General features: G+C 35.3%; 13 protein-coding genes and 2 tRNA genes. 6 read left to right on the top strand and 9 right to left on the bottom strand.

Features of this window, described 5'->3' with window-relative positions; translation table 11 throughout:
* Positions 1-71 precede the first annotated feature (71 nt).
* Both BLS98_RS03915 and BLS98_RS03910 read right to left on the bottom strand, forming a co-directional pair.
* On the bottom strand, positions 72-1,142 hold the full coding sequence (locus tag BLS98_RS03915; RefSeq protein WP_111994804.1) for an alpha/beta hydrolase: 1,071 nt from the start codon (positions 1,140-1,142) through the stop codon (positions 72-74).
* A 51-nt stretch (positions 1,143-1,193) separates the two neighbouring features.
* Positions 1,194-2,021 (bottom strand): helix-turn-helix domain-containing protein, encoded by an 828-nt coding sequence (locus BLS98_RS03910; protein ID WP_228425316.1) that lies wholly within the window; start codon positions 2,019-2,021, stop codon positions 1,194-1,196.
* 472 nt (positions 2,022-2,493) lie between these two features.
* Here BLS98_RS03910 and BLS98_RS03900 point away from each other — a divergent pair.
* The 3 genes from BLS98_RS03900 (at position 2,494) to BLS98_RS03890 (ending at position 4,283) form a co-directional block, all read left to right on the top strand.
* Positions 2,494-2,578, top strand: a tRNA-Ser gene (locus tag BLS98_RS03900).
* A gap of 67 nt (positions 2,579-2,645) precedes the next feature.
* Positions 2,646-3,947 carry an Ig-like domain-containing domain gene (locus BLS98_RS03895; RefSeq protein WP_089733768.1) on the top strand — a complete coding sequence of 434 codons (1,302 nt, stop codon included), beginning with the start codon at positions 2,646-2,648 and terminating at the stop codon, positions 3,945-3,947.
* A gap of 251 nt (positions 3,948-4,198) precedes the next feature.
* Positions 4,199-4,283: transfer RNA gene (locus BLS98_RS03890), tRNA-Ser, on the top strand.
* 495 nt (positions 4,284-4,778) lie between these two features.
* On the opposite strand, the gene BLS98_RS03885 is transcribed toward BLS98_RS03890, so the two are convergent.
* The 5 genes from BLS98_RS03885 to BLS98_RS03865 all read right to left on the bottom strand — a co-directional run bounded on the left by BLS98_RS03885 (position 4,779) and on the right by BLS98_RS03865 (position 14,564).
* Entirely contained in the window at positions 4,779-5,402 is a 624-nt protein-coding gene (locus tag BLS98_RS03885) for an immunity protein Imm33 domain-containing protein (RefSeq protein ID WP_089733766.1), read from the bottom strand.
* 86 nt (positions 5,403-5,488) lie between these two features.
* On the bottom strand, positions 5,489-5,974 hold the full coding sequence (locus tag BLS98_RS03880) for an ankyrin repeat domain-containing protein (protein WP_089733764.1): 486 nt from the start codon (positions 5,972-5,974) through the stop codon (positions 5,489-5,491).
* Positions 5,961-9,722 (bottom strand): DUF6443 domain-containing protein, encoded by a 3,762-nt coding sequence (locus BLS98_RS23495; RefSeq protein WP_089733762.1) that lies wholly within the window; start codon positions 9,720-9,722, stop codon positions 5,961-5,963. The genes BLS98_RS03880 and BLS98_RS23495 overlap by 14 nt, the downstream gene beginning before the upstream one ends.
* Positions 9,723-9,730: 8 nt before the next feature.
* The gene (locus BLS98_RS03870) at positions 9,731-12,946 is read right to left on the bottom strand and encodes a hypothetical protein (protein WP_089733760.1); all 3,216 of its coding nucleotides are present in this window, start codon (positions 12,944-12,946) and stop codon (positions 9,731-9,733) included.
* 13 nt (positions 12,947-12,959) lie between these two features.
* On the bottom strand, positions 12,960-14,564 hold the full coding sequence (locus tag BLS98_RS03865; protein ID WP_089733758.1) for a T9SS type A sorting domain-containing protein: 1,605 nt from the start codon (positions 14,562-14,564) through the stop codon (positions 12,960-12,962).
* Positions 14,565-15,148: 584 nt separating this feature from the next.
* Here BLS98_RS03865 and BLS98_RS03860 point away from each other — a divergent pair.
* Complete coding sequence (locus BLS98_RS03860; RefSeq protein WP_228425314.1) at positions 15,149-15,403, top strand: helix-turn-helix domain-containing protein; 255 nt, start codon at positions 15,149-15,151, stop codon at positions 15,401-15,403.
* A 424-nt stretch (positions 15,404-15,827) separates the two neighbouring features.
* On the top strand, positions 15,828-16,748 hold the full coding sequence (locus BLS98_RS03855) for an alpha/beta hydrolase family protein (protein WP_089733756.1): 921 nt from the start codon (positions 15,828-15,830) through the stop codon (positions 16,746-16,748).
* Positions 16,749-16,819: 71 nt separating this feature from the next.
* Here the strand turns inward: BLS98_RS03855 and BLS98_RS03850 are convergent, their stop codons facing one another.
* Positions 16,820-17,131, bottom strand: a complete 312-nt coding sequence (locus tag BLS98_RS03850) for a hypothetical protein (protein ID WP_089733754.1) — start codon at positions 17,129-17,131, stop codon at positions 16,820-16,822.
* 91 nt (positions 17,132-17,222) lie between these two features.
* A complete protein-coding gene (locus BLS98_RS03845; RefSeq protein ID WP_089733752.1) occupies positions 17,223-18,002 on the bottom strand; it encodes a hypothetical protein in 780 nt (259 codons plus the stop codon).
* A gap of 237 nt (positions 18,003-18,239) precedes the next feature.
* Between BLS98_RS03845 and BLS98_RS03840 the strand changes: the two genes are divergently transcribed.
* Complete coding sequence (locus BLS98_RS03840) at positions 18,240-18,698, top strand: hypothetical protein (RefSeq protein ID WP_089733750.1); 459 nt, start codon at positions 18,240-18,242, stop codon at positions 18,696-18,698.
* The last annotated feature ends 99 nt before the right edge of the window (positions 18,699-18,797 follow it).

Below are 18,797 nucleotides of genomic sequence, written 5' to 3'. Positions count from 1 at the left end.
TATTTAACAGCATATGTGATAAACGATCCAGCTCATTTTGAACTGGATCGTTTTAAATCTATTTTGATAATCTATTGACTAAGTTTATCTTTTATAACGGCAGCAGCTTGCAAAATTGCCGTTTGTATAGCTGGTATATCTGCTAAAGGATTTAATAATCCATAATCATGAATTAACCCGCTATATCTTGTAAGGGTTACTTCTACTCCTGCTTCATTTAATTTTCTTGCATAGGCTTCTCCTTCATCGCGAAGTACATCGTTTTCTGCCGTTTGAACTAAAGCCGGAGGTAATCCTTTTAATTGTTCTAAGGAAGCCTGCAGCGGTGAAGCATATATTTCTTTACGCTTCTCTGTATCTGGTAAATAATTATCCCAGAACCATTTCATCATATTTTTTGTAAGGAATCTGCCTTCAGAAAATTCATTATAGGAAACAGTTTCAAAATCAGCATCTGCAACAGGCCATAGTAACACTTGTAGTTTAATGTGCGGGCCATTGTTATTTTTTGCCATCAATGCTATTACAGCGGTCATATTTCCCCCTACACTATTCCCAACAACAGCAAGGTTTTTCCCATCAACACCAATTTCCGCTCCATGTTCAGCAACCCATTGTGTTACTGCGTAAATCTGATTAATAGCCACCGGATATTTTGCTTCTGGAGAAGGCGTGTAGTCTGGAAATACTGCTACTGCCCCACTTTCAACTACCAAATCTCTTACCAGCCTGCGGTGGGTAGGATAATCTCCCAACACCCATCCTCCGCCATGAGTGAAAATAAATACCGGTGCATTAGGCTGACTTCCTTTAGGCTTGGTAATGTGAATATTAACTTCATAGCCATTCTGACTGATTACCTGTTCAGTTTCTTCAATTCCTGAATAGTCAACTTCAACTGATTTCTGAGCTCCTATCAGAATCTGACGGGCTTCTTCCGGGCTTAAAAGCTCCATAGGCGTTCCGTCTCCAGAATTTAATGCCTGTAAAAATGTGCGTACTTCAGTAAAAATCTGAGGATCATTTTCTCCTTTGTAAGGTCTTTGCTGTGCCATGATATTTGTATTTAATGTTAATAAAAAGAACCTAAAGCATTTAAAAATATACCGCTTGAGTGTTCTGAACTTTAATGATAAATTGATATTGCAAAGCTACTTCCCATGAAGTAGTTTTGTAAGACACAAAAAACCATATTAATTGTACTTTTTTCCCTCGTTATACTTTTTTTTGAAATTTGAAGGGGTCTCCCCCACTTTTAAAGAAAATAACCTGTTAAAGTAAGCGGGATCTTCATATCCCAACTGATAAGCAATTTGTTTAGCACTCATCGCAGTGTGAATCAGCAGCCTTTTGGCTTCAAGGATAATGCGGTCCTTGATGACTTCGTTGGGCTGAGACATATTCATTCTCTTCAGTCTATGAGTAAGCGTTTTGGGAGCAATACCCATTATATCCGCATAGTCTGCAACCGTATGTTTTTCTTTGTAATGATTTTCCACCAACAGGCTAAACTGACGATAGAATGCTGTGTCATAATCAATACCATCATTTACTTTGTCCAGATGTTCTACACTCCATATCCTTGTAGAAAGGATGATGATTTGTTTAAGATATACTCTTAACATTTCCTCCTGCTGGGCTTGTTTTATTCTAAATTCATCTTGTATAGCCTTTAAAATGTGGGTGATAACAATAGCATCTGTGGAGTTTAAAGTAATCATCGGCATATTGCTGAGATTATTAAACAAAAGGCCATCACAAGCTACCTCTGCATCATGGATCTGAATGCAATAAAAATCCCGGTTATAATAAATCATAAGCCCAGGTTCTGTACCTGTCTTTTCAATATGGAAATGCTGATTACTATTGATAAAAAAAACTGTTGGAGTATCTGTTGTGTACCGTTTAAAATCTACAGTAACCGTATAGGCTTCCGGTAAGTATACAATTTTAATATAAGACTTATACTTTTCAGAATTAACCTCCTCCTGATCGGTAAGGCTGACTCTGTGTAGTCCCATTTTTTTATAAAACGATTCAAGGACACATTGCTGAAACTCAATCATACACTCAATTTGAATAGTTATTAACCTGAAACAGATTAAAGAGAATAGCAATAGAGTTAAGGCTTACAATTCAAATTTTCAACCCCCATCTCTATGATTACTCCTGATAAAATTACAGTTTTTTTTCTTGTGAAGGATTGATTTTCTACCAGACTCTGAACCTTTTCTACCTTTCGTATCTTCATCCTTATTTTTGTATTATAAAAGATACATTCATCATCAAAAATCTTATTATTGTTTTTTCCGTCACTTAAAATACTAGTTAACAATCATTTTAAAATCTTCTCAATTTTAAAATGGATTCATCTGAAAGCCCCACCCATCGGCCTATTCAAAAAAAAAGAAATTTTATTGAAAAATATTTTGTCAGAAATTAAAAACTCCCTATATTTGCACCACTAAAAACAACGATATAATCGGAGTTTAGGGAGAGTTGGCAGAGTGGTCGATTGCGGCAGTCTTGAAAACTGTTGACTGTAACAGGTCCGGGGGTTCGAATCCCTCACTCTCCGCAGAAAAAGGTACGAATCAAATGATTTGTACCTTTTTTCATTATAAAAACTGAATGCCAACCCGCCCATGAAAGCTAAATCTATAAAACGCATACTTCCTGCATTAGCCGTTTTGGCATTTTTCAATTGTTCAAACGCTCAAAAAATTATTAGTACAGATATCAATAACTTTTGGGTAGCTTATGACAGTATCCAGAAAAATAAAAGTCATAAAAGCGAAATTCTTGAAACCCTTTTCCTTACCAAGAAAACAGATGGATTAAAAGCATTCATGGAAATTAAAAAATTTGGAAAAGAGGATTATTTAAATGCAATTGAGAAATACCCTAATTTTTGGAACTCCATCAGACCCAATACCTTCATAGATGCAAAAAAAATTAAAACCATCAATACTGCTTTCAAGAAACTGGGAAAACTTTACCCCAATAATTCCAAAGGAAATATTTACTATACCATTGGAGCGCTGAAATCCGGCGGAACAACCCATAAAGAAAATTTACTACTAGGCGTAGAAAAAATAACAGGAAATCAGAATACTATTGTTTCGGAATTTGAAAATGAAAATCTCCGGAAAATGTTTTTGTTCACGAACCCCTCACAGCTGGAACAGGTAACGGTACACGAATTCATCCATACTTTTCAGAAAGATGGTGAAATCAATATTTTATCAAAGGCTATCAAAGAAGGCTCCTGTGATTTTATTGCAGAACTCGCTTTAAACAAAAAATTCACAGCTCATTATCTTGATTATGGGTTTAAAAATTACGAAAAAGTAAGGTCGGATTTTAAAGGTGACATGTTTAGTAAAAAATTGGAGAACTGGTTTTATAATGGTAACGCTAAAAACCCTGATCTTGGGTATTTCGTAGGATATGTGATATCCAAAAGATATTATGAAAACTCAGCAGATAAGAAAGCTGCAATTAAGAACATTATTGAGTTAGATTTCAATAGTGAAGGTGATGTACGTCAGTTTTTAGCAGCATCAGATTATTTTGAAGATAAAAAAAGCGCTGAACAAATACTTTCTGAATATAAAGACCATCAGCCCCAATTAACAAAGATCATTGAATTTGAAAATGGCAGCCAGAATGTAAATGTGGATACTAAAAAAATTCAGATTGTATTCTCAAAACCAATGAATGAAAAAGTATCTATTAACTTTTCAAAAAATGGAAAAGAACATTTTCCGCTAAAAAATATTGTAGGTTTAAATGAATCTAAAACCATTCTAACCTTAGAAACAGCTGACTTAAATTCTGATACGGAATACGATTTTTATATCACAGACAGAACCACAAAATCTGAAGATGGCTACCCTTTTGCTACAGGAGAATATAAAATATCATTTAAAACCGAAAAGAAATAATTTGTGCTTGTATTTTATAGCAAGTTTAATCTTTCAGCCATTCAGCTTTTTCTGATATAATGTTTTGCAACCGACAAAAATGAGGTAAAACAGGACTGAAATTAAGGTTGAATACCTCAATTCAGAGCATCAATAAAAATAATATTACTGATAACCCGACAGATAGATTTTAGTTTGTTTTTTATTTGTGGACTTATTATAATTTTTTCTATATTTGCACCACTGAAAACAACGATACCATCGGAGTTTAGGGAGAGTTGGCAGAGTGGTCGATTGCGGCAGTCTTGAAAACTGTTGACTGTAACAGGTCCGGGGGTTCGAATCCCTCACTCTCCGCAAAAAAGGGTTAAGTTTATAAACTTAACCCTTTTTTATTTACCAATATCTCACTACTGGTTGGTTATGTAATAATAACCAAGCTCAATATCCTATTTTACTTCTCCAAAAAAACACGTAAGTACCTGACTTACAAACGCTCATTGTAATTTACTATTTGATAAGATTATTGATTTTGAAAATTATGTCTTGGGCATTAGTATTTTCAGGATTGAATTCTAAAGATTTTTTATAATTTTCCTTGCTGGTGTGGGCATCTTGCCCGTGTCCGCCGTTAGTCTGACACAAGCGCGATGCTTGCTGTTTAAGAATTTTGTTAAATCTAATTCTTCAACAATGATAGTCTTCAAAAAAACGGTAAGAATCTTGCAAAAATCTTTACCAAACCATTTAAGAAAAATGGCAAGACCATTTACCGTTCTAAGAATAGAATATTTAATTTCAATATAAAATAAAAAATGAGGGTGCTTCACTCAGCACCCTCTATTATGTTATTTAATCTTTAGAAACACTAATATCCCCATTTCCCATTCGAAATCTATGGCCAAATGGTATAGCTAAATATTTCAAAATATCAGGTCGTGCAAAAGCGACATGATAAAAATGCACAACTTTTAATGACTTAATATCTTCATTATAATCATCTGTGATAAGATACCACCCACTCTCATTCTGAGGTGCTTCATATCTAATTCCTTCAATATCTTTTCCTTCGTAAACACCATCTGATATAACTACCGACTGATTGAAATTTGGAAAAAGAGGAATAAGATTTTGTTGCCAACACATTTCCCCTTGTTGCCTTACAATTGAAATTGCTGTATCACAGCCTTTATTAAAGTCGCTACCATCGGAGTTTGCTTCATATAAATCATAATAGTTCTCTTCATCCAATCTAAATTGTAAAAGCCATGAATAATATCCTATATTTTGATTTTCAGAAATAATCGCTTTACTATCCATGATATAATCAACAATGTATTTAATAACTTCTACATAATCTTCTTTGTGTTGATCTCTGATAGGCAACCTGATTTCTTTATTCAAATAGGAATTTAAACCTTTGGTTTCAACATTATTATTGTTTACATCTATTGCAATTTCTTTGTATATAATCATTTTCAAATCGCATATATTTTTGGGATAACTTCTAAAAAGAAGGTGTCCATTTTAGACACCTTCATGAATTTTTTAAATTGTTAACATTAGGATCCAAGAATTTCTATTAATTCTTCATCTTCAATTTGTTTTGCAAAATCCGATGCAGATCTACCACTATTATTTTTAGAGATAGCATCAACCCCATGCTCCATTAATAATCTAACTACATCATAGTATCCACGTGAATTAAAAACTGCAACCCACATCGGATTATTACCGTATCGATCTTTTATACCTTTTTCAATTCCTTTAGAGTCTAACAATAATTTTGTAAAATCAAAATTATTATAAGCTGTACTGTAATGTAATGGAGTTTTACCATCATTATCCAATTTGTTTACATCTATATCACAATATAAAAGGTAGTTAAATACCTCAGGAGAGTTTCTTGTAATCGCCATATGTAAAAGATTTTGTCCAAATTCATTTACAAAAAGATTGACATTGCTCTCATTTACAATCTCCTTCAGGTCTTCTAAATTATTAAGTTCGACCATATGAAAAACTTCATTAATGCTATTTTTGTTCATATTTATGACTTCTATTTGCTGATTTTGATTCTGGTTGATAATTTTTAGAGGTTCGATATTCTTTTAAAAACTCCTCTTTTGTTATTTGTCCACTCATATATTTTTGATGCAATGTCCTATATTCATGTCCTGGTAGATGCCCCATATCCCATGACCTAGGTTTTACTGTTTTATCCCAAATAAGCTCTTCTCCTGTATTGGGATCATAGACTTTGCCATTCTTCTGTTTTGCTGCTTCCCAAACCTCATCTACTTGATCTTTGCCATATGACGGTCGGCTTTTACTATAGGGCTTTTTTAAAATTTCTTTTTCAACAGTTAAAAGTTTTAATGCATCATCTGTATTTCTCGTCATTACCAAAAGAGGTAATGCCGCCATTTTGATATTAGAATCTTCACTGGAAGATAATACAATACCTAAAATTTCCCAAACACCCCAAGGATCTCCAGCCCCACCAATATACCTTAATGGTCCATCATTACATTGAGAACAGTTTGCAAATCTTGGATCAACCCCTTGTTTTTTTAATGGAGGCATTTTTGAAGTTAAGCCAACTCCATATGTAAAAGAATGAATAGATGGTGCTGTTAAGATTTTATCCATAGCACTCGTCTTAACAGTAATTACCACTTCCCCCACATCAATTGGACTTGTTACTGTACCTATGACTGCTGGCCCACCGGGACCAGAGCCTCCATTTACAGGTTCTCCTTCCAATCCGGTTGAATCTGCAAAAAGGATAGGATTATTGTAAGCATATCCATAAGGATCCAGTGTTGAAGCACTCAATGGGTCATGCTGCCCAAAAACTCCCAGATCCGGCATATAGAAACGGGCATTCATATCATAAAGCCCTGTTTCCTGCAATTCGTTTCCTAAGAATTTATAGGCCTTATATGAACCCATTCCAAAGAAAGCGTTACCCGTTTTCAGATGATTCATCCCGAAAGGGTAATAATCATTGGCATCGACAATTTCAAGAACACCTGCGCTGTTTCTCCCGAAACTCACCCTCACATTTCCCATGAGGTCTGTGTACTGGTAAATATACTGATCTTTTTGGTAATCATAAAACCCTTCTGCTGTCGGGAAAAATTGTAGGTCAGGAGTTTTAAGGTCGGCAGTTAACCTTCCACCAATAGGCTGAATGGTTGGATCTTGTATAATAGGGGTAAAAGCCTCCGGTTCCATCGCTCTTCTTGAAAGAGAAGAAGCCATCAGTGTTTCAATACCTCCGCCAGTATTAAGACTTTGAGTTACCAAATACTGGAACCCATCGAGATAATCCGTAGTTTTCTTGGTAGTTATGGTACCGTTGTATCCTGAAAGAATGGTGGTATTCTCTTTTCTCAGCTTGGTTCCGTCGGCTCCGTACTTAGTAGTAATGGTTATATTCTCAATATCGTTTTTATTGAGTTCCATTGAGTTGGGAAGGCTCAGGTAATTGTATTTGATAGAGAAAATCCCCTTATCCGGTATACTGAGCATATTTCCATTTCCATCGTAGCTTATTATATTTCCCCCACCTCCATAGCCTGTCGGATTATGGGCATAATCATTGACTTTAGTAAGGTTGTTCCCTGTGTAGATATATTCAAGATTATCGATGAGTGTTGCGGTATTGCTGCCGCTGCCTATTACCCCGGTCCTGTACAGATTTTTAATATTCCCACTGAGCTCATAGTCCATCGATTCCGTATTCTCCTTGCTGTAAGGGTTATTTGGGTTCTGGTAATATCCGGCAGATAACCTGTTCATCGGATCATAAGAATAGCCGTATCTTTTTGGTGTTAAAGAAGGATTTACCCCTATCGTTTCAACGGTTCTCCAGTCTATCTCTGCAATATTCCCATTATACTTTGCTTTTACATTTTTTCCTGAGAATTGTGCAGGATCAGGGTTTTCGATACCGTCTTTCTGGTTATATTTTACTTTATAAGAAAATAATTTTCCTCCCAAATCGGCTACCGACATCTGGTTTTTGTTGATATCTGTCAGCCAGCCACGGATGTTGTAGGCATAATCAATGCTTTGAAGATTATTCCCTACTTTCTTATTGATGAGTTGTGACAATTCATTGTATGAATTTTCAACCAATAGTTGCTCAGACCTACTGTCTACCTGATGCCAGTGCTTTATAAGCCTGTTTTGAGTATCATATTCAAAACGTTCTTTTACGGTTATCCCTATCTCATTATCTTTTCTTTTGTGGTAAGTGATGGTTTGTTTAGGAACTCCCGTAAAATCAAGCTCAGTTTCTACTTTAGTCAGGCCTCCCAAATGATTAATAGAATGGCTTCCGATAGATCGGCCTTCTGTATCGTACCAGAAATAATCTTTAGTCCAGCCGGTATCTTCTATATTCCTTACATAGCTGGCTGTAGGAAGCCCATTACTAGTTCTACTGGTAGTAATTCCATTAACGGTCATAGTCGTTGCAGATGGGACAAGAGTATTTTGTCCTAAGATATTATCAGGCCTTGCAGGAACATTAATACCCGGCGGATAAGAATCATAATAGCTAACTGAGAGAATAGTCATACTTCCTGTAGGAAAGGCACTTTTTGTATAATAAATATTTTCCCCGTTTTGCACTATAGGACTCCTGTCTGCTCTATTTTCTATATTCTGGGATGTCATACTGTTCAAGGCATTCTGCATGACTTGCCTCGTAGAGGTATTGGCAAAGAATCCGGTGTATACAATCCTATTAAATAGATCGTATTTGGTAAACATCCAGCCTTTCACTCCAAAATTATTGGTGGTTGTCCTCAGGTTAGCATCCTGGATGAGTACCAATCTGTCCTGCTGGTCATACACCATAAATTCCCAACCTTTCCCCGGAAATTTTTTCTCTACCAGCCTGTCCTGATTGTCATAGCGGTATTGATAGCATAAATTATCCAGTACTTCCGCAGGTATTGCATTTCCTGCTGTTTCAATCGCTTTTACAGCCAAAGGCGGAATGACAAAAGCCTGCTGCCCATACTCGTTGTGAGCGTAATAAGTATCTACATTTTGGATTCCATCATTTTTCCTTACCAAAATAACTTGTCCTTTGCCATTAGTGAATTTGGTTACTTTATTGCCATCTTCATCGGTTATCGTATTTTTATACAAAGTCCCGGCTTTGTAAAAGCCCCCTGATACATAATTTGTATTTTCTGTGGAAAGACTTAATGCCGGCGTACCAACTGCCACTCCTGAAACAGTAGCCCATGAGGTATTCACTACAAATTTCTTTACTTCAGAGTGGGTATTGGATTCATATTGATATTGTTGGGTTTTCCCGGATCCCATCTTCCATGGATCTCCGGGAGCAGCGAGTTCCTGAAGCCGTTGAAGGGGTGAGTTTTCTACTTTTCTTTCCGCATAGTAATTAGAAGCATTTCCGTAGACAGAGACAGCTCCCGTCATATCCGGAGCGGTAAATAATCCTCCATTTTGAGTAGCCTGCTGTGGTAATGGAAGCAGATCTTTAACCTGTCTTCCCAAAGCATCATATTCCACCGGGGTGACTATATCTTTCCCAGAAGGAGTTGCTTTAATGGCAATGTTTTGTTTAGATCTTCCCAGACCATCAAGATAGCTTACCTGCTGTATCTGTTTTGCGGTACTGCTGGAAGAGACTACAGGCTCCAGATAGACCCTGCTGTACACATAATTCTCTGTCTGCGTAAGATCCTGCGCCTTTAACGGTAGGAAAGCAAACAGGAAAATCATTTTAATAAGCAAATATTTTTTCATGGTTTGTGTTAGTTTTTGTAGTTATATTTTAATTCTTTCAGAATATTGTTATTAACATCCACTACAGATTGCAATCTGCCTGCTGTATCATATTTATAAAACTCTCTTAGCCCTGTAGGTGGTGTAACACTCGTTACCCCAATAAGCGGATCGTAGGTATAGGTAGTAACACTGGAGTTCACAAAAGCAGCCTGATTTCTATAGTCATCCAAGGCCTTCATCAATAATCCTTCTTTACCAGCATCCGTATCCTCATTAGATTTTGCAATAATATCAGCAGCCAGGCTCATCGCTTTCTCATAAGTAATTCCTTCTATCTTTGCAATCGGAAGGCTGTTGTTATACCCGTATATGATAGCTGTTGGAGTGCTCCCTTTTGTGGTATATTGCAGTACATTTCCGTAGACATCATATTGGTTATAATCAACCGTATTTTTTGCTGAAGCTGGATTGTCTTTATCAAATTTCTGAGTGGCTACCGGCAAGATCATATTATTGGTAGCTAAGTTTTTAGCATATACGGTTTTGTTCTTGGCAATCACCTTTCCGTTTTCTGTACCCTCCGTTTGGATTGGAATACCTAGCATATTGGCCGATATCATATCGGTATTGTTCTGATCTGTTGCATACTGGAAAGTAGCCTCTGCTGCTGAGCCGTCAAAAGAACGGGTTTCAGTCTTTACAAGATTAACAGGTTTGTTAATATCACTAATGGAATACGTATTATTTGTTTCCGAAGTAAGGGTATTATTAAGATACGTTTTATGGGTAGCCTTGTTCAATAACCATTTACCGGATTCTACAACATAAAAATTATTAATTTTACTGAAAGTCTGACTATTCAATTCAAAGAAAGCAAATGACGTAGAAAGAGCCAAGCTATAAGGTGAATTAGGAATATGATCTGAAGACAATGGATTTTTCAGCAGGATGTTTTCATACTCGTAGCTTTTTTCCTGAAGCAGTGCTCCGGTCTCTGAATATGATTTTTCATTCAATACATTCCTGTTCAGAAACTGATAAGGGTTCCAGCCCATATCAGGAACTGTTATATCTAAATTATCTCCAATGGCAGAAAATTGATACATCTTTTTACCCTTTCCTAAAGTATGTTCCGTCACATATTCATAAGAAACCACATCTCTTCCTGAAAGACTTGAGTTAACAGCCTGATCTGCACTTAAAGCGTAATTACTACACATAATTTGCTGGGTAGATCCAAAAGGTTTTGTCACGCTATAATGGGTTTTTAAAAACTCCAATGGGGATGCAATACGTCCTGAAGACTGAGTACTTAAGTTACCAGGTTTATTATATTCAAAAGTTCTTTTGGTATAATTGGTCTGGCCATCGAAGTCATTAATACTTTTTATCCTTAATCCTCCAACAATTGCATTTTGATTAACCGTAGTCTTATAAACCCGTCTCATTGAAACAGAAAATGACACGGAACAACCTGCTTCCGGATCATTGGACTGTAACATCACTCTCAATCTTTTTTTATAGGCAGGATTATGGGAATTCGGGGCTTCGAGAATGGGACCCTGAGCATCATTCTGAAATTGTGCTACTATATTCCAGCCCCCCGTTGGCCCTTTTTCTTCCAGGTAACCATATCCATTGCTATTCTGTATGGATCCCGGATTTCCCGGCATATTATTGGCACAGCTGTTTATCCAATCCACAAGATATGTTATCTTTTCTCCTGGTACATTCGTATTCTCATTAAGGTAAAACTCAGATGAAGTGTTCTCTGTAGAAGCTCCCCCGGTATTCAATACGCCAATTACATTTGATTTTGGAGTTGTTTCCTCCTGTGGAACAATCAGCGTCTGCCAAACATTGTTATTTTCATAAGTAAATGAAGAAGATCCTTTGGTAGGATATTGTACTTTTTTAAGCACGTAAGCCTGGGAATATGCCGGATATACATTACGATTTCCGCCTTGTGTATAATTCCTGTTATAATACTGCATATTAGGAATCAGTCCATAATTACTCTGACCATTATAGTACCCCCATATATCCTGAGAAAAACTTCCCAAAAACGGCTTACCACTTTCATCATATTCGAAAGAATATTCTGTATTATCTAACAGATTCTTGACTTTATTCAATTTCAGTCTGAAATTTTTATAAGGCTGATCTCCACCATCAGTCTCAAAATAACTATGTTCAAGAGCCATTTTTTTAATGACTCTATCTTTGTACGTTCCTACAATTTCATTGAGTGCATAAGTACCGGACGCCGCTCCATCCAGATCTTTCCTACCCTGTACACCCTGAATAGTATTGGCATAACTGAAAGTGAGTTTTTCATCATTGTGAATAATCTCGGTAAGCAAATCATCCATGTACATATTATTGGTTGTTACATGCTGACTCTTTCTGGAGTTTGCACAATCTGCAATATTCTGTTCTATAGGAATATAAATATCTGTAAAACTATAAGTAATATTGCTATAAGACATTTTTTTTCCATACCTAAAGCTTACTTCCTCATTATTGGGGAATTTAATTTTTTCAAGAATAAATGAAGAAGTATAAGACTCACCAAAGCTGCCTGTACTAATAGTATTGGTTGAGTTTCCTTCTGATAATGTATAAATAACACCTTTAGAATCTATGATGATAAATTTATTATCCACATAGGAAATTTTCACATCCTCATAAGGAATGGTTCTGAAATTTCCGGTTGCATCTTTGATAAATGAACCCGAAACAGTAGGTAAGTTATAATGATAAATATCGGGTTGAGAATCCATGACCCCTTCTTTAATACTGGTCATTTTGTAGAAAACATCTGGTGGAAAGGTATTTAAATCCCCGGTAGCATAATCTCCAGGTTGCTGGGGGAACCATACTCCATTTTCAAGATCATCCTTTCCATGCATTTCTACTGAAATACTATTCGGAACGGATAAAGACCAGCCTAGTCCTGCCACTCCTGAAGTTTCATCGACTTTAATTCCTCCTGTATTATAAGTTAGGCTAATAGGAATCGTTACTCCGTACCGGGTTTTAATTTCATATAATGGAACTGAGACATTCAGTTTCCCAGTCCTATAATCTACCGGGAAGTCTCCTGCTTTGAACATGCTGTATGTTTCAGGGGTAGTGGGAAATATCTTTTGAATATCATTTTTTGTTCCGGGATCTAAAGAAGCTTGACCCAAAGTCATCATGGCTGACAATGAAGCTGCCAGAAGTATTACTTTTTTCATGATTGATGTTTTTTTATTTCTTAATCAGCTTTGCATTCGCTGTTTTATTATTATCTGTTTTTATAGTCACTAAATAAGCTCCCTGTACCAAAGCCTGGGTATTGATCTTTGTCACTCTATTCTTGGTTTTGAAGTTCTGAAGCTGTCTTCCGCTCATATCATACAGCATAATATCAGCTTCTTTGAAATCAAAGCCGATTTCTACATACGCATAATCCGATACAGGGTTTGGATAGATCTTAATATCATATTTTTCAATCAGATCATTCACTTGTTTATCTCCCAATTTGACAATCTTCCAATTTTCTTTTCCCAGTTCTTTGGCGCTGGTTCCTGCTAAAACAATAGAACCATCTCTATTCAGTTTTAAGTCTGAAAGTCTCTCTTCTTTCTGTCTGGATTCACCACTCACGTGCTTTCTCCATTGTTCATTTCCGTTGCCGTCTAAATACAACATCCAGAAGGTTTCATCATCTTTTTCTATTCTTCCTTCTGCTTGGGTGTAACCACCTAATAAAATTCCTTTTGAAGATCTATCATTTGCAGAATGGATTACGCTCATTCCCATCAGAATATCCCGATTTTTGAAATTGTAGGATTTTTGCCACTGCTCATCACCTCTTTCGTTCAAAGAGATCAACCATAAATCTGTGCCTTCTTCAATTCCTACGGTTTTGTTTCCGGATCTTTCGGATCTGGATTCTCCACCGATGATATAGCCGTTTGCAGTTAAAGCCAGCGTTCTTACATGGTCGTCTCCTTTACCCCCAAAGTTCTTTTCCCATTCTACTTTTCCTGTTTTGTCCAGTTTGATGATCCAGTAGTCGCCTTCGCCAAAGTTTTCAGTTTGTTTGGAGGTAGCAGTTAGCAGGTTGTGGGTAGCAGGTTTTTCAGGAGTTCTAACTCCAGTTCCCGCATTACCAACCTCGGAACTTCTTGAGTAAATTCCCAGTAAGGCTCCCCCATCTTTTGTTGGAATCATTTTTTCAACTTCATCCAAACCTTTTCCGCCTAAAATCTGTTGGGAGAGTTCTTTTCCATCTTTATCCAGTCTGGTGATCCAGACATCTTTAGAACCATATCCTTTGGATGAGTTTTGGACATTTCCGGCTATAAAAAAGCCTATATCTGTACTTTGAATGACCGCTTTGGCTTCTTCATCTGCTGAAGTTCCCAACGTTTTCTGCCACAGTTCATCTCCAAATTCATTGATCCTGATGAGCCAGATATCTGATCCGCCATTGGAATCATCTTTCTTATCCAATCCTTTTCCTGAATAGGTGGTTCCGGCTACAAGAAAACCTCCGTCCTGGGTAGTTACTGCCCCTGATAAATAATCGTGATTATTTCCTGAGAAATACTTTTCCCAGGCCTGCTCTCCCTGCTGATTCAATTTAATCAGATGGAAATCGTACCCGTTATTCTGTTTGTTTCCTTGTTGGAGTTTGTCGCTCTGTATTGAGCTTCCTGTAATGAGATACTGTTGATCGATGGTAGTGGTGACCTGGCTTAGAAAATCCTGAGTTGAGGATTTTATATCTTTTTGCCAGAGAATTTCCTGGGCAAAAAGACCCGTGGCAAAGCATATAAGATATGCACTTGCAATTTTCTTTTTCATAAAATTTAATGTTTTTTGGTTGCTTAAAATTTTAGAGTCTTTGGGAAGGACCCTTTTCTTCAGGTTGGTCAAAATATATTAACCTGATAGTTCTAATGTATTCATATTATATAATTTAAGATGTTATAATATTCTATTCAAAGTAACAAAGGCATAGCGCCAAAACATGACGTAAAATATGTTTATTCAATTTTATTCTGAAATAATCTAAGGTTTAGTACCAAAATATACAGGACGTATTGAAAGTATAATCCAACTGTTAAAATTGTAATGGTATTGACATAATGCCATAAACCTTTTAGAAACCCTATAGCAAAGGGGGGCTGCTTCAAATAAATATTTTTCATAGTCATTTGTATTTTGATCTGCCAAAAATAAAAGCATTCCAATTTTCACACAATGGGGAAAACCCCATATTTTTAATTTCTTCTACTACATATCATTAAACACTTATAGACAGGGATTTTTCTACAACATTTCAATTGAAATTTAAGGACTTTAATAAAAATAGTTGCTCACAAATATACAAAATGTAGTATTATAAGGTTACAAAAATGTAGTATTTTATGATTCACTTTGCATAAGTGAGAAATGTTGACGAAAATAAAATCAAGGAATTAAAAACAAGGATACCTGTAGCATTGGGCAAACAGGTTGAATTATTCCGCAAAAAAAATAAACTTTCGCAAACAGAATTTGGTGATCTGATCGGAAAAGACAGACAGTATGTGAGTAAGATCGAAAATGGTAAAGTTTCTTCTAGCCTATCTACAATTTCTATTATTGCTTATGCTCTTGATATTTCTCTTTCCGAATTGGTAGACAAAATTTCATTATAATTTTTTTTCCCAGATCGCTAGCAAAGCTTATATTGTTGTTTTTAATCTAAAATTTACTGTGAACATAGATAATTTTTAAAACACTCACATTTTCTCTTTGTATTCTAATTCCAGAGACTATATTGTTTGTAAAATAATTATTTTATCGCATTCAAAATTGTTAAAAGAGGAATGATAAGTTCAATAAAAAAAACTCATTCTCTGCAAAAAATTTAAAACCTGCTGATTACAGTATTTTTTTTCATAATTCATTGTCATACTATTGAAGACTTTAACCTATGAGTAAAAAAAGCATTTGAATATAACATCTTGTAAAATTCTATTTACATTTCCTTAATCTAATCAAATTCTGTACATTAGCTTCACAAAATATAACCCAGCACATCTTTACAAGTTAGTAGAGAAAAAATAAACTAATAATAAAATGAAACATAGCATTCTGACTGTTCTCAATAATTCTACATATACTAGATTTTTTTTCATAAATTTTCTTCTGGTTTTATGCCTTTGTAGTAATACTCCATTATTAGCAATTCCAACTCATTTTACGACTAAAGATGTAAAGTTTAGCAGCGAAGGAATATCACTTTCCGGAACAATTTTTAGACCTGATAATGTTTCTGGTGCGGTTGTACTTGTGCATGGGTCCGGGCAAGAGAAAAGAATGATAGAATTCGCAACACTTTTGGCTAAAAACGGTATTGCTGTTTTAACTTATGATAAACGTGGCGTTGGTGAATCCGGAGGTGTGTATGCAGGACCGGAGGTAGGTACCAATAATGTAGATTCTCTAAATCTTAATCTATTATCTTTAGATGCAAGTGCCGCTGTAAATGCATTATCTGAGGATTTACGAAACAATAAGGTACAAATTGGCCTGATGGGTGGCAGTCAAGCAGGCTGGATCATTCCTTTAGCAGCTCAAAAAAATAAGAGAATCAAATTCATGACGATATTCAGTGGAGCTCTTATTCCGGTTAAACAACAACTTCGTTTTCAGTTTTATACTAATGGAAATTCAAGTTTTTGGGATACCCATACGGAAGAAGATGCACGGAAACACATCATGACCGATCCGGATAGATATGAGTTTACAGATACCGATCCTCTTGATACGCTTTCTCAATTATCAATTCCTGGACTATGGATTTTCGGGGGTAAAGATATACAAGTTCCGGTTAACCTATCTATTGAATACCTTAATGGATTAATCGCTGATAAAAAAAAATATGAATATAAACTGTATCCGGATTTAGGCCACAATACTGCATTTTCACGTTCTGCTGAACCTGTTGAATATGCAATCAGCTGGATTAAAAACAGAAAAGGAGCCAAGAATAAATAATATGATTAAGTGATAACAAAGTTCACATCTTTTGAATCTTTTTTAAAAGCAGTTTTAGAACGATCATGTGCTTATTCTTCCACTCTTTTTGAAAGCGCTCTCAAAACCAACAGGCTGATGATAATTAATATGGGACCAAAATAAATATTACCATCTGAAGGTATTGAACTATTCACAAGCTGTTCATGGTTTTCATCCAGATAATTATTGGTTTTCACTACAGCATAGTTACAACAATAGTTTTCACTTCCCATACAGTTTTCATTTGCATTATTGCTCCCGTCAGCTATATCAGCTGCATTCCTAACAGACTTTCTCTGCCCTTTGGTCCATTGAAAAATAAATATGAGAATAAGAACAAAAATGAAATAGAGTCTGTACATAAAAAGATTGTCATGGTTATTCCTCTAAAATATAATTTTTATCTTATATAGTGATATACAATTACCCTAAAAAATGAATGGAAACAGTAATTTACTGTTTTACCTGAAAATTTTTAAAATCGAAAGGGATTTTCTGTACAGATTCTTCGTTTTCAATGAACAGTTCCAAAGGAATATTTCCCCTTTCCTCAGCCGTCATTGATTGTTTAATTTTATAGAATGTATAGATAGTTCCGGTTTTAGGGTCTTTCAGTGTAATAGTATTGTAACTGAAATCCAGTCCATCATCTATTGTGGGTACTACAGGTATAATATCATGCTCTTTATTATTTGTTTTCGCAATCATAAGATCATAAACATTAAAATCTATCTTTTCACCCTTACTGGCCTTGTAGTTGATAAAGTCTTTAAAAATTTTATTGGCTGATTCTACAGATACAAGACCAAAATAAAGCCCTGAACTTTTAGCAAGAACATTCTTGTCAATAAGATTCGCATCTTTCTTTACCTCTTTTACTTTTCCCAGAATAAAGTAAGAATTGTTTTCCCTAGAAGGTTGAAAATACTTGACGACTCCTTTAGCATTTACACTTTTCAATTGTTTTTTGGGGGCTTCATACCGCGCCAGAATATTAGCCCTTCTATAGATGTTAAAGACATTATGGTTATCTATCAAAAGGTTTCCTTTATTATCTGTGGCCGTAATGGTATCAAATTTTATTAAATGAAACTTGTCATTGGGTTTATCCTCCATTTCAAAACTCAATTCTATAAAATCAAAATAATAACCGGCCCGCTCAAAATTAATTTTTTGTTGAGAATATAAACTCATGGAAAGAATGATACCTGCTAAAAGAAGTAATTTATTCATTTTTATTTTTAAGTTTTGAATGATACAATTATTTTCAAGGCTATAAAACTATTCATTTTTGGGATAGCATTTATTTTTTGTTGCAGACTCATGCATTCAAATGAAATTATTTACCAAAGCTAAAACACAATCTCAGAAACAATATAACCTTTTGAAAATATAATAGTTGTACACAAGGAAAATATTAAATACATTTGAGAAACCACAGTATACCATGACTAGGTTAATTAACGATATATGGATTTCAAAAAAATCAAATATTTTTTCCTCGCATTTTTAATAGCAGGTTTCATTTTTACAAACAATATGTTACCTGTGCCCTATCAGATCCGTTCCATCATTGGTCTGATTCTATTAGCTGTATATGTTTGCGGAGCCTATATGCTGATTTATCGCCCTATTGCCTCGGAAAACAAACTTAAAAGACATTTATTAATAAGACTCGGAATTCTTAGCCTTTTCCTTCTTACTGCCATTCTTTCCCAATGGTTTCTTAAAGAACAGAATACGGATTGGGGAACTGGATATATACTGTACTTAGGCATGATGGTGTTAGGATATGCCACCTTAATCTATACTATTATTGAATCTATTGTGTTATATGCTAAGAAAAAATACGAACAAACCGCTATTAATCTTGCTTTAGCGTTTGCTATTTATTGTTTTATAATTTTTAGCGGATTATTTGGTTTTTAATTCCTTTGTATGAATTTTCCCTCAAAAAATAATATAAATAGGTTTTGAACAGTTGCTAAACTAAAAAACGCTGTCCCAATATTAAAAATACCAGGACAA

Origin of the sequence: Chryseobacterium jejuense (genome assembly GCF_900100075.1) — a bacterium.
GTDB lineage: Bacteria > Bacteroidota > Bacteroidia > Flavobacteriales > Weeksellaceae > Chryseobacterium > Chryseobacterium jejuense.
Note: the sequence above shows the minus strand (reverse complement) of the source record. Positions and strands in the feature narration are given on the sequence as shown.

Excerpts from the sequence above, each read along its gene's own strand:
- BLS98_RS03910 (WP_228425316.1), bottom strand. The coding sequence starts at position 2,021 with ATGGGACTACACAGAGTCAGCCTTACCGATCAGGAGGAGGTTAATTCT.
- BLS98_RS03895 (WP_089733768.1), top strand. The coding sequence starts at position 2,646 with ATGAAAGCTAAATCTATAAAACGCATACTTCCTGCATTAGCCGTTTTG.
- BLS98_RS03885 (WP_089733766.1), bottom strand. The coding sequence starts at position 5,402 with ATGATTATATACAAAGAAATTGCAATAGATGTAAACAATAATAATGTT.
- BLS98_RS03880 (WP_089733764.1), bottom strand. The coding sequence starts at position 5,974 with ATGAACAAAAATAGCATTAATGAAGTTTTTCATATGGTCGAACTTAAT.
- BLS98_RS23495 (WP_089733762.1), bottom strand. The coding sequence starts at position 9,722 with ATGAAAAAATATTTGCTTATTAAAATGATTTTCCTGTTTGCTTTCCTA.
- BLS98_RS03870 (WP_089733760.1), bottom strand. The coding sequence starts at position 12,946 with ATGAAAAAAGTAATACTTCTGGCAGCTTCATTGTCAGCCATGATGACT.
- BLS98_RS03865 (WP_089733758.1), bottom strand. The coding sequence starts at position 14,564 with ATGAAAAAGAAAATTGCAAGTGCATATCTTATATGCTTTGCCACGGGT.
- BLS98_RS03855 (WP_089733756.1), top strand. The coding sequence starts at position 15,828 with ATGAAACATAGCATTCTGACTGTTCTCAATAATTCTACATATACTAGA.
- BLS98_RS03850 (WP_089733754.1), bottom strand. The coding sequence starts at position 17,131 with ATGTACAGACTCTATTTCATTTTTGTTCTTATTCTCATATTTATTTTT.
- BLS98_RS03845 (WP_089733752.1), bottom strand. The coding sequence starts at position 18,002 with ATGAATAAATTACTTCTTTTAGCAGGTATCATTCTTTCCATGAGTTTA.
- BLS98_RS03840 (WP_089733750.1), top strand. The coding sequence starts at position 18,240 with ATGGATTTCAAAAAAATCAAATATTTTTTCCTCGCATTTTTAATAGCA.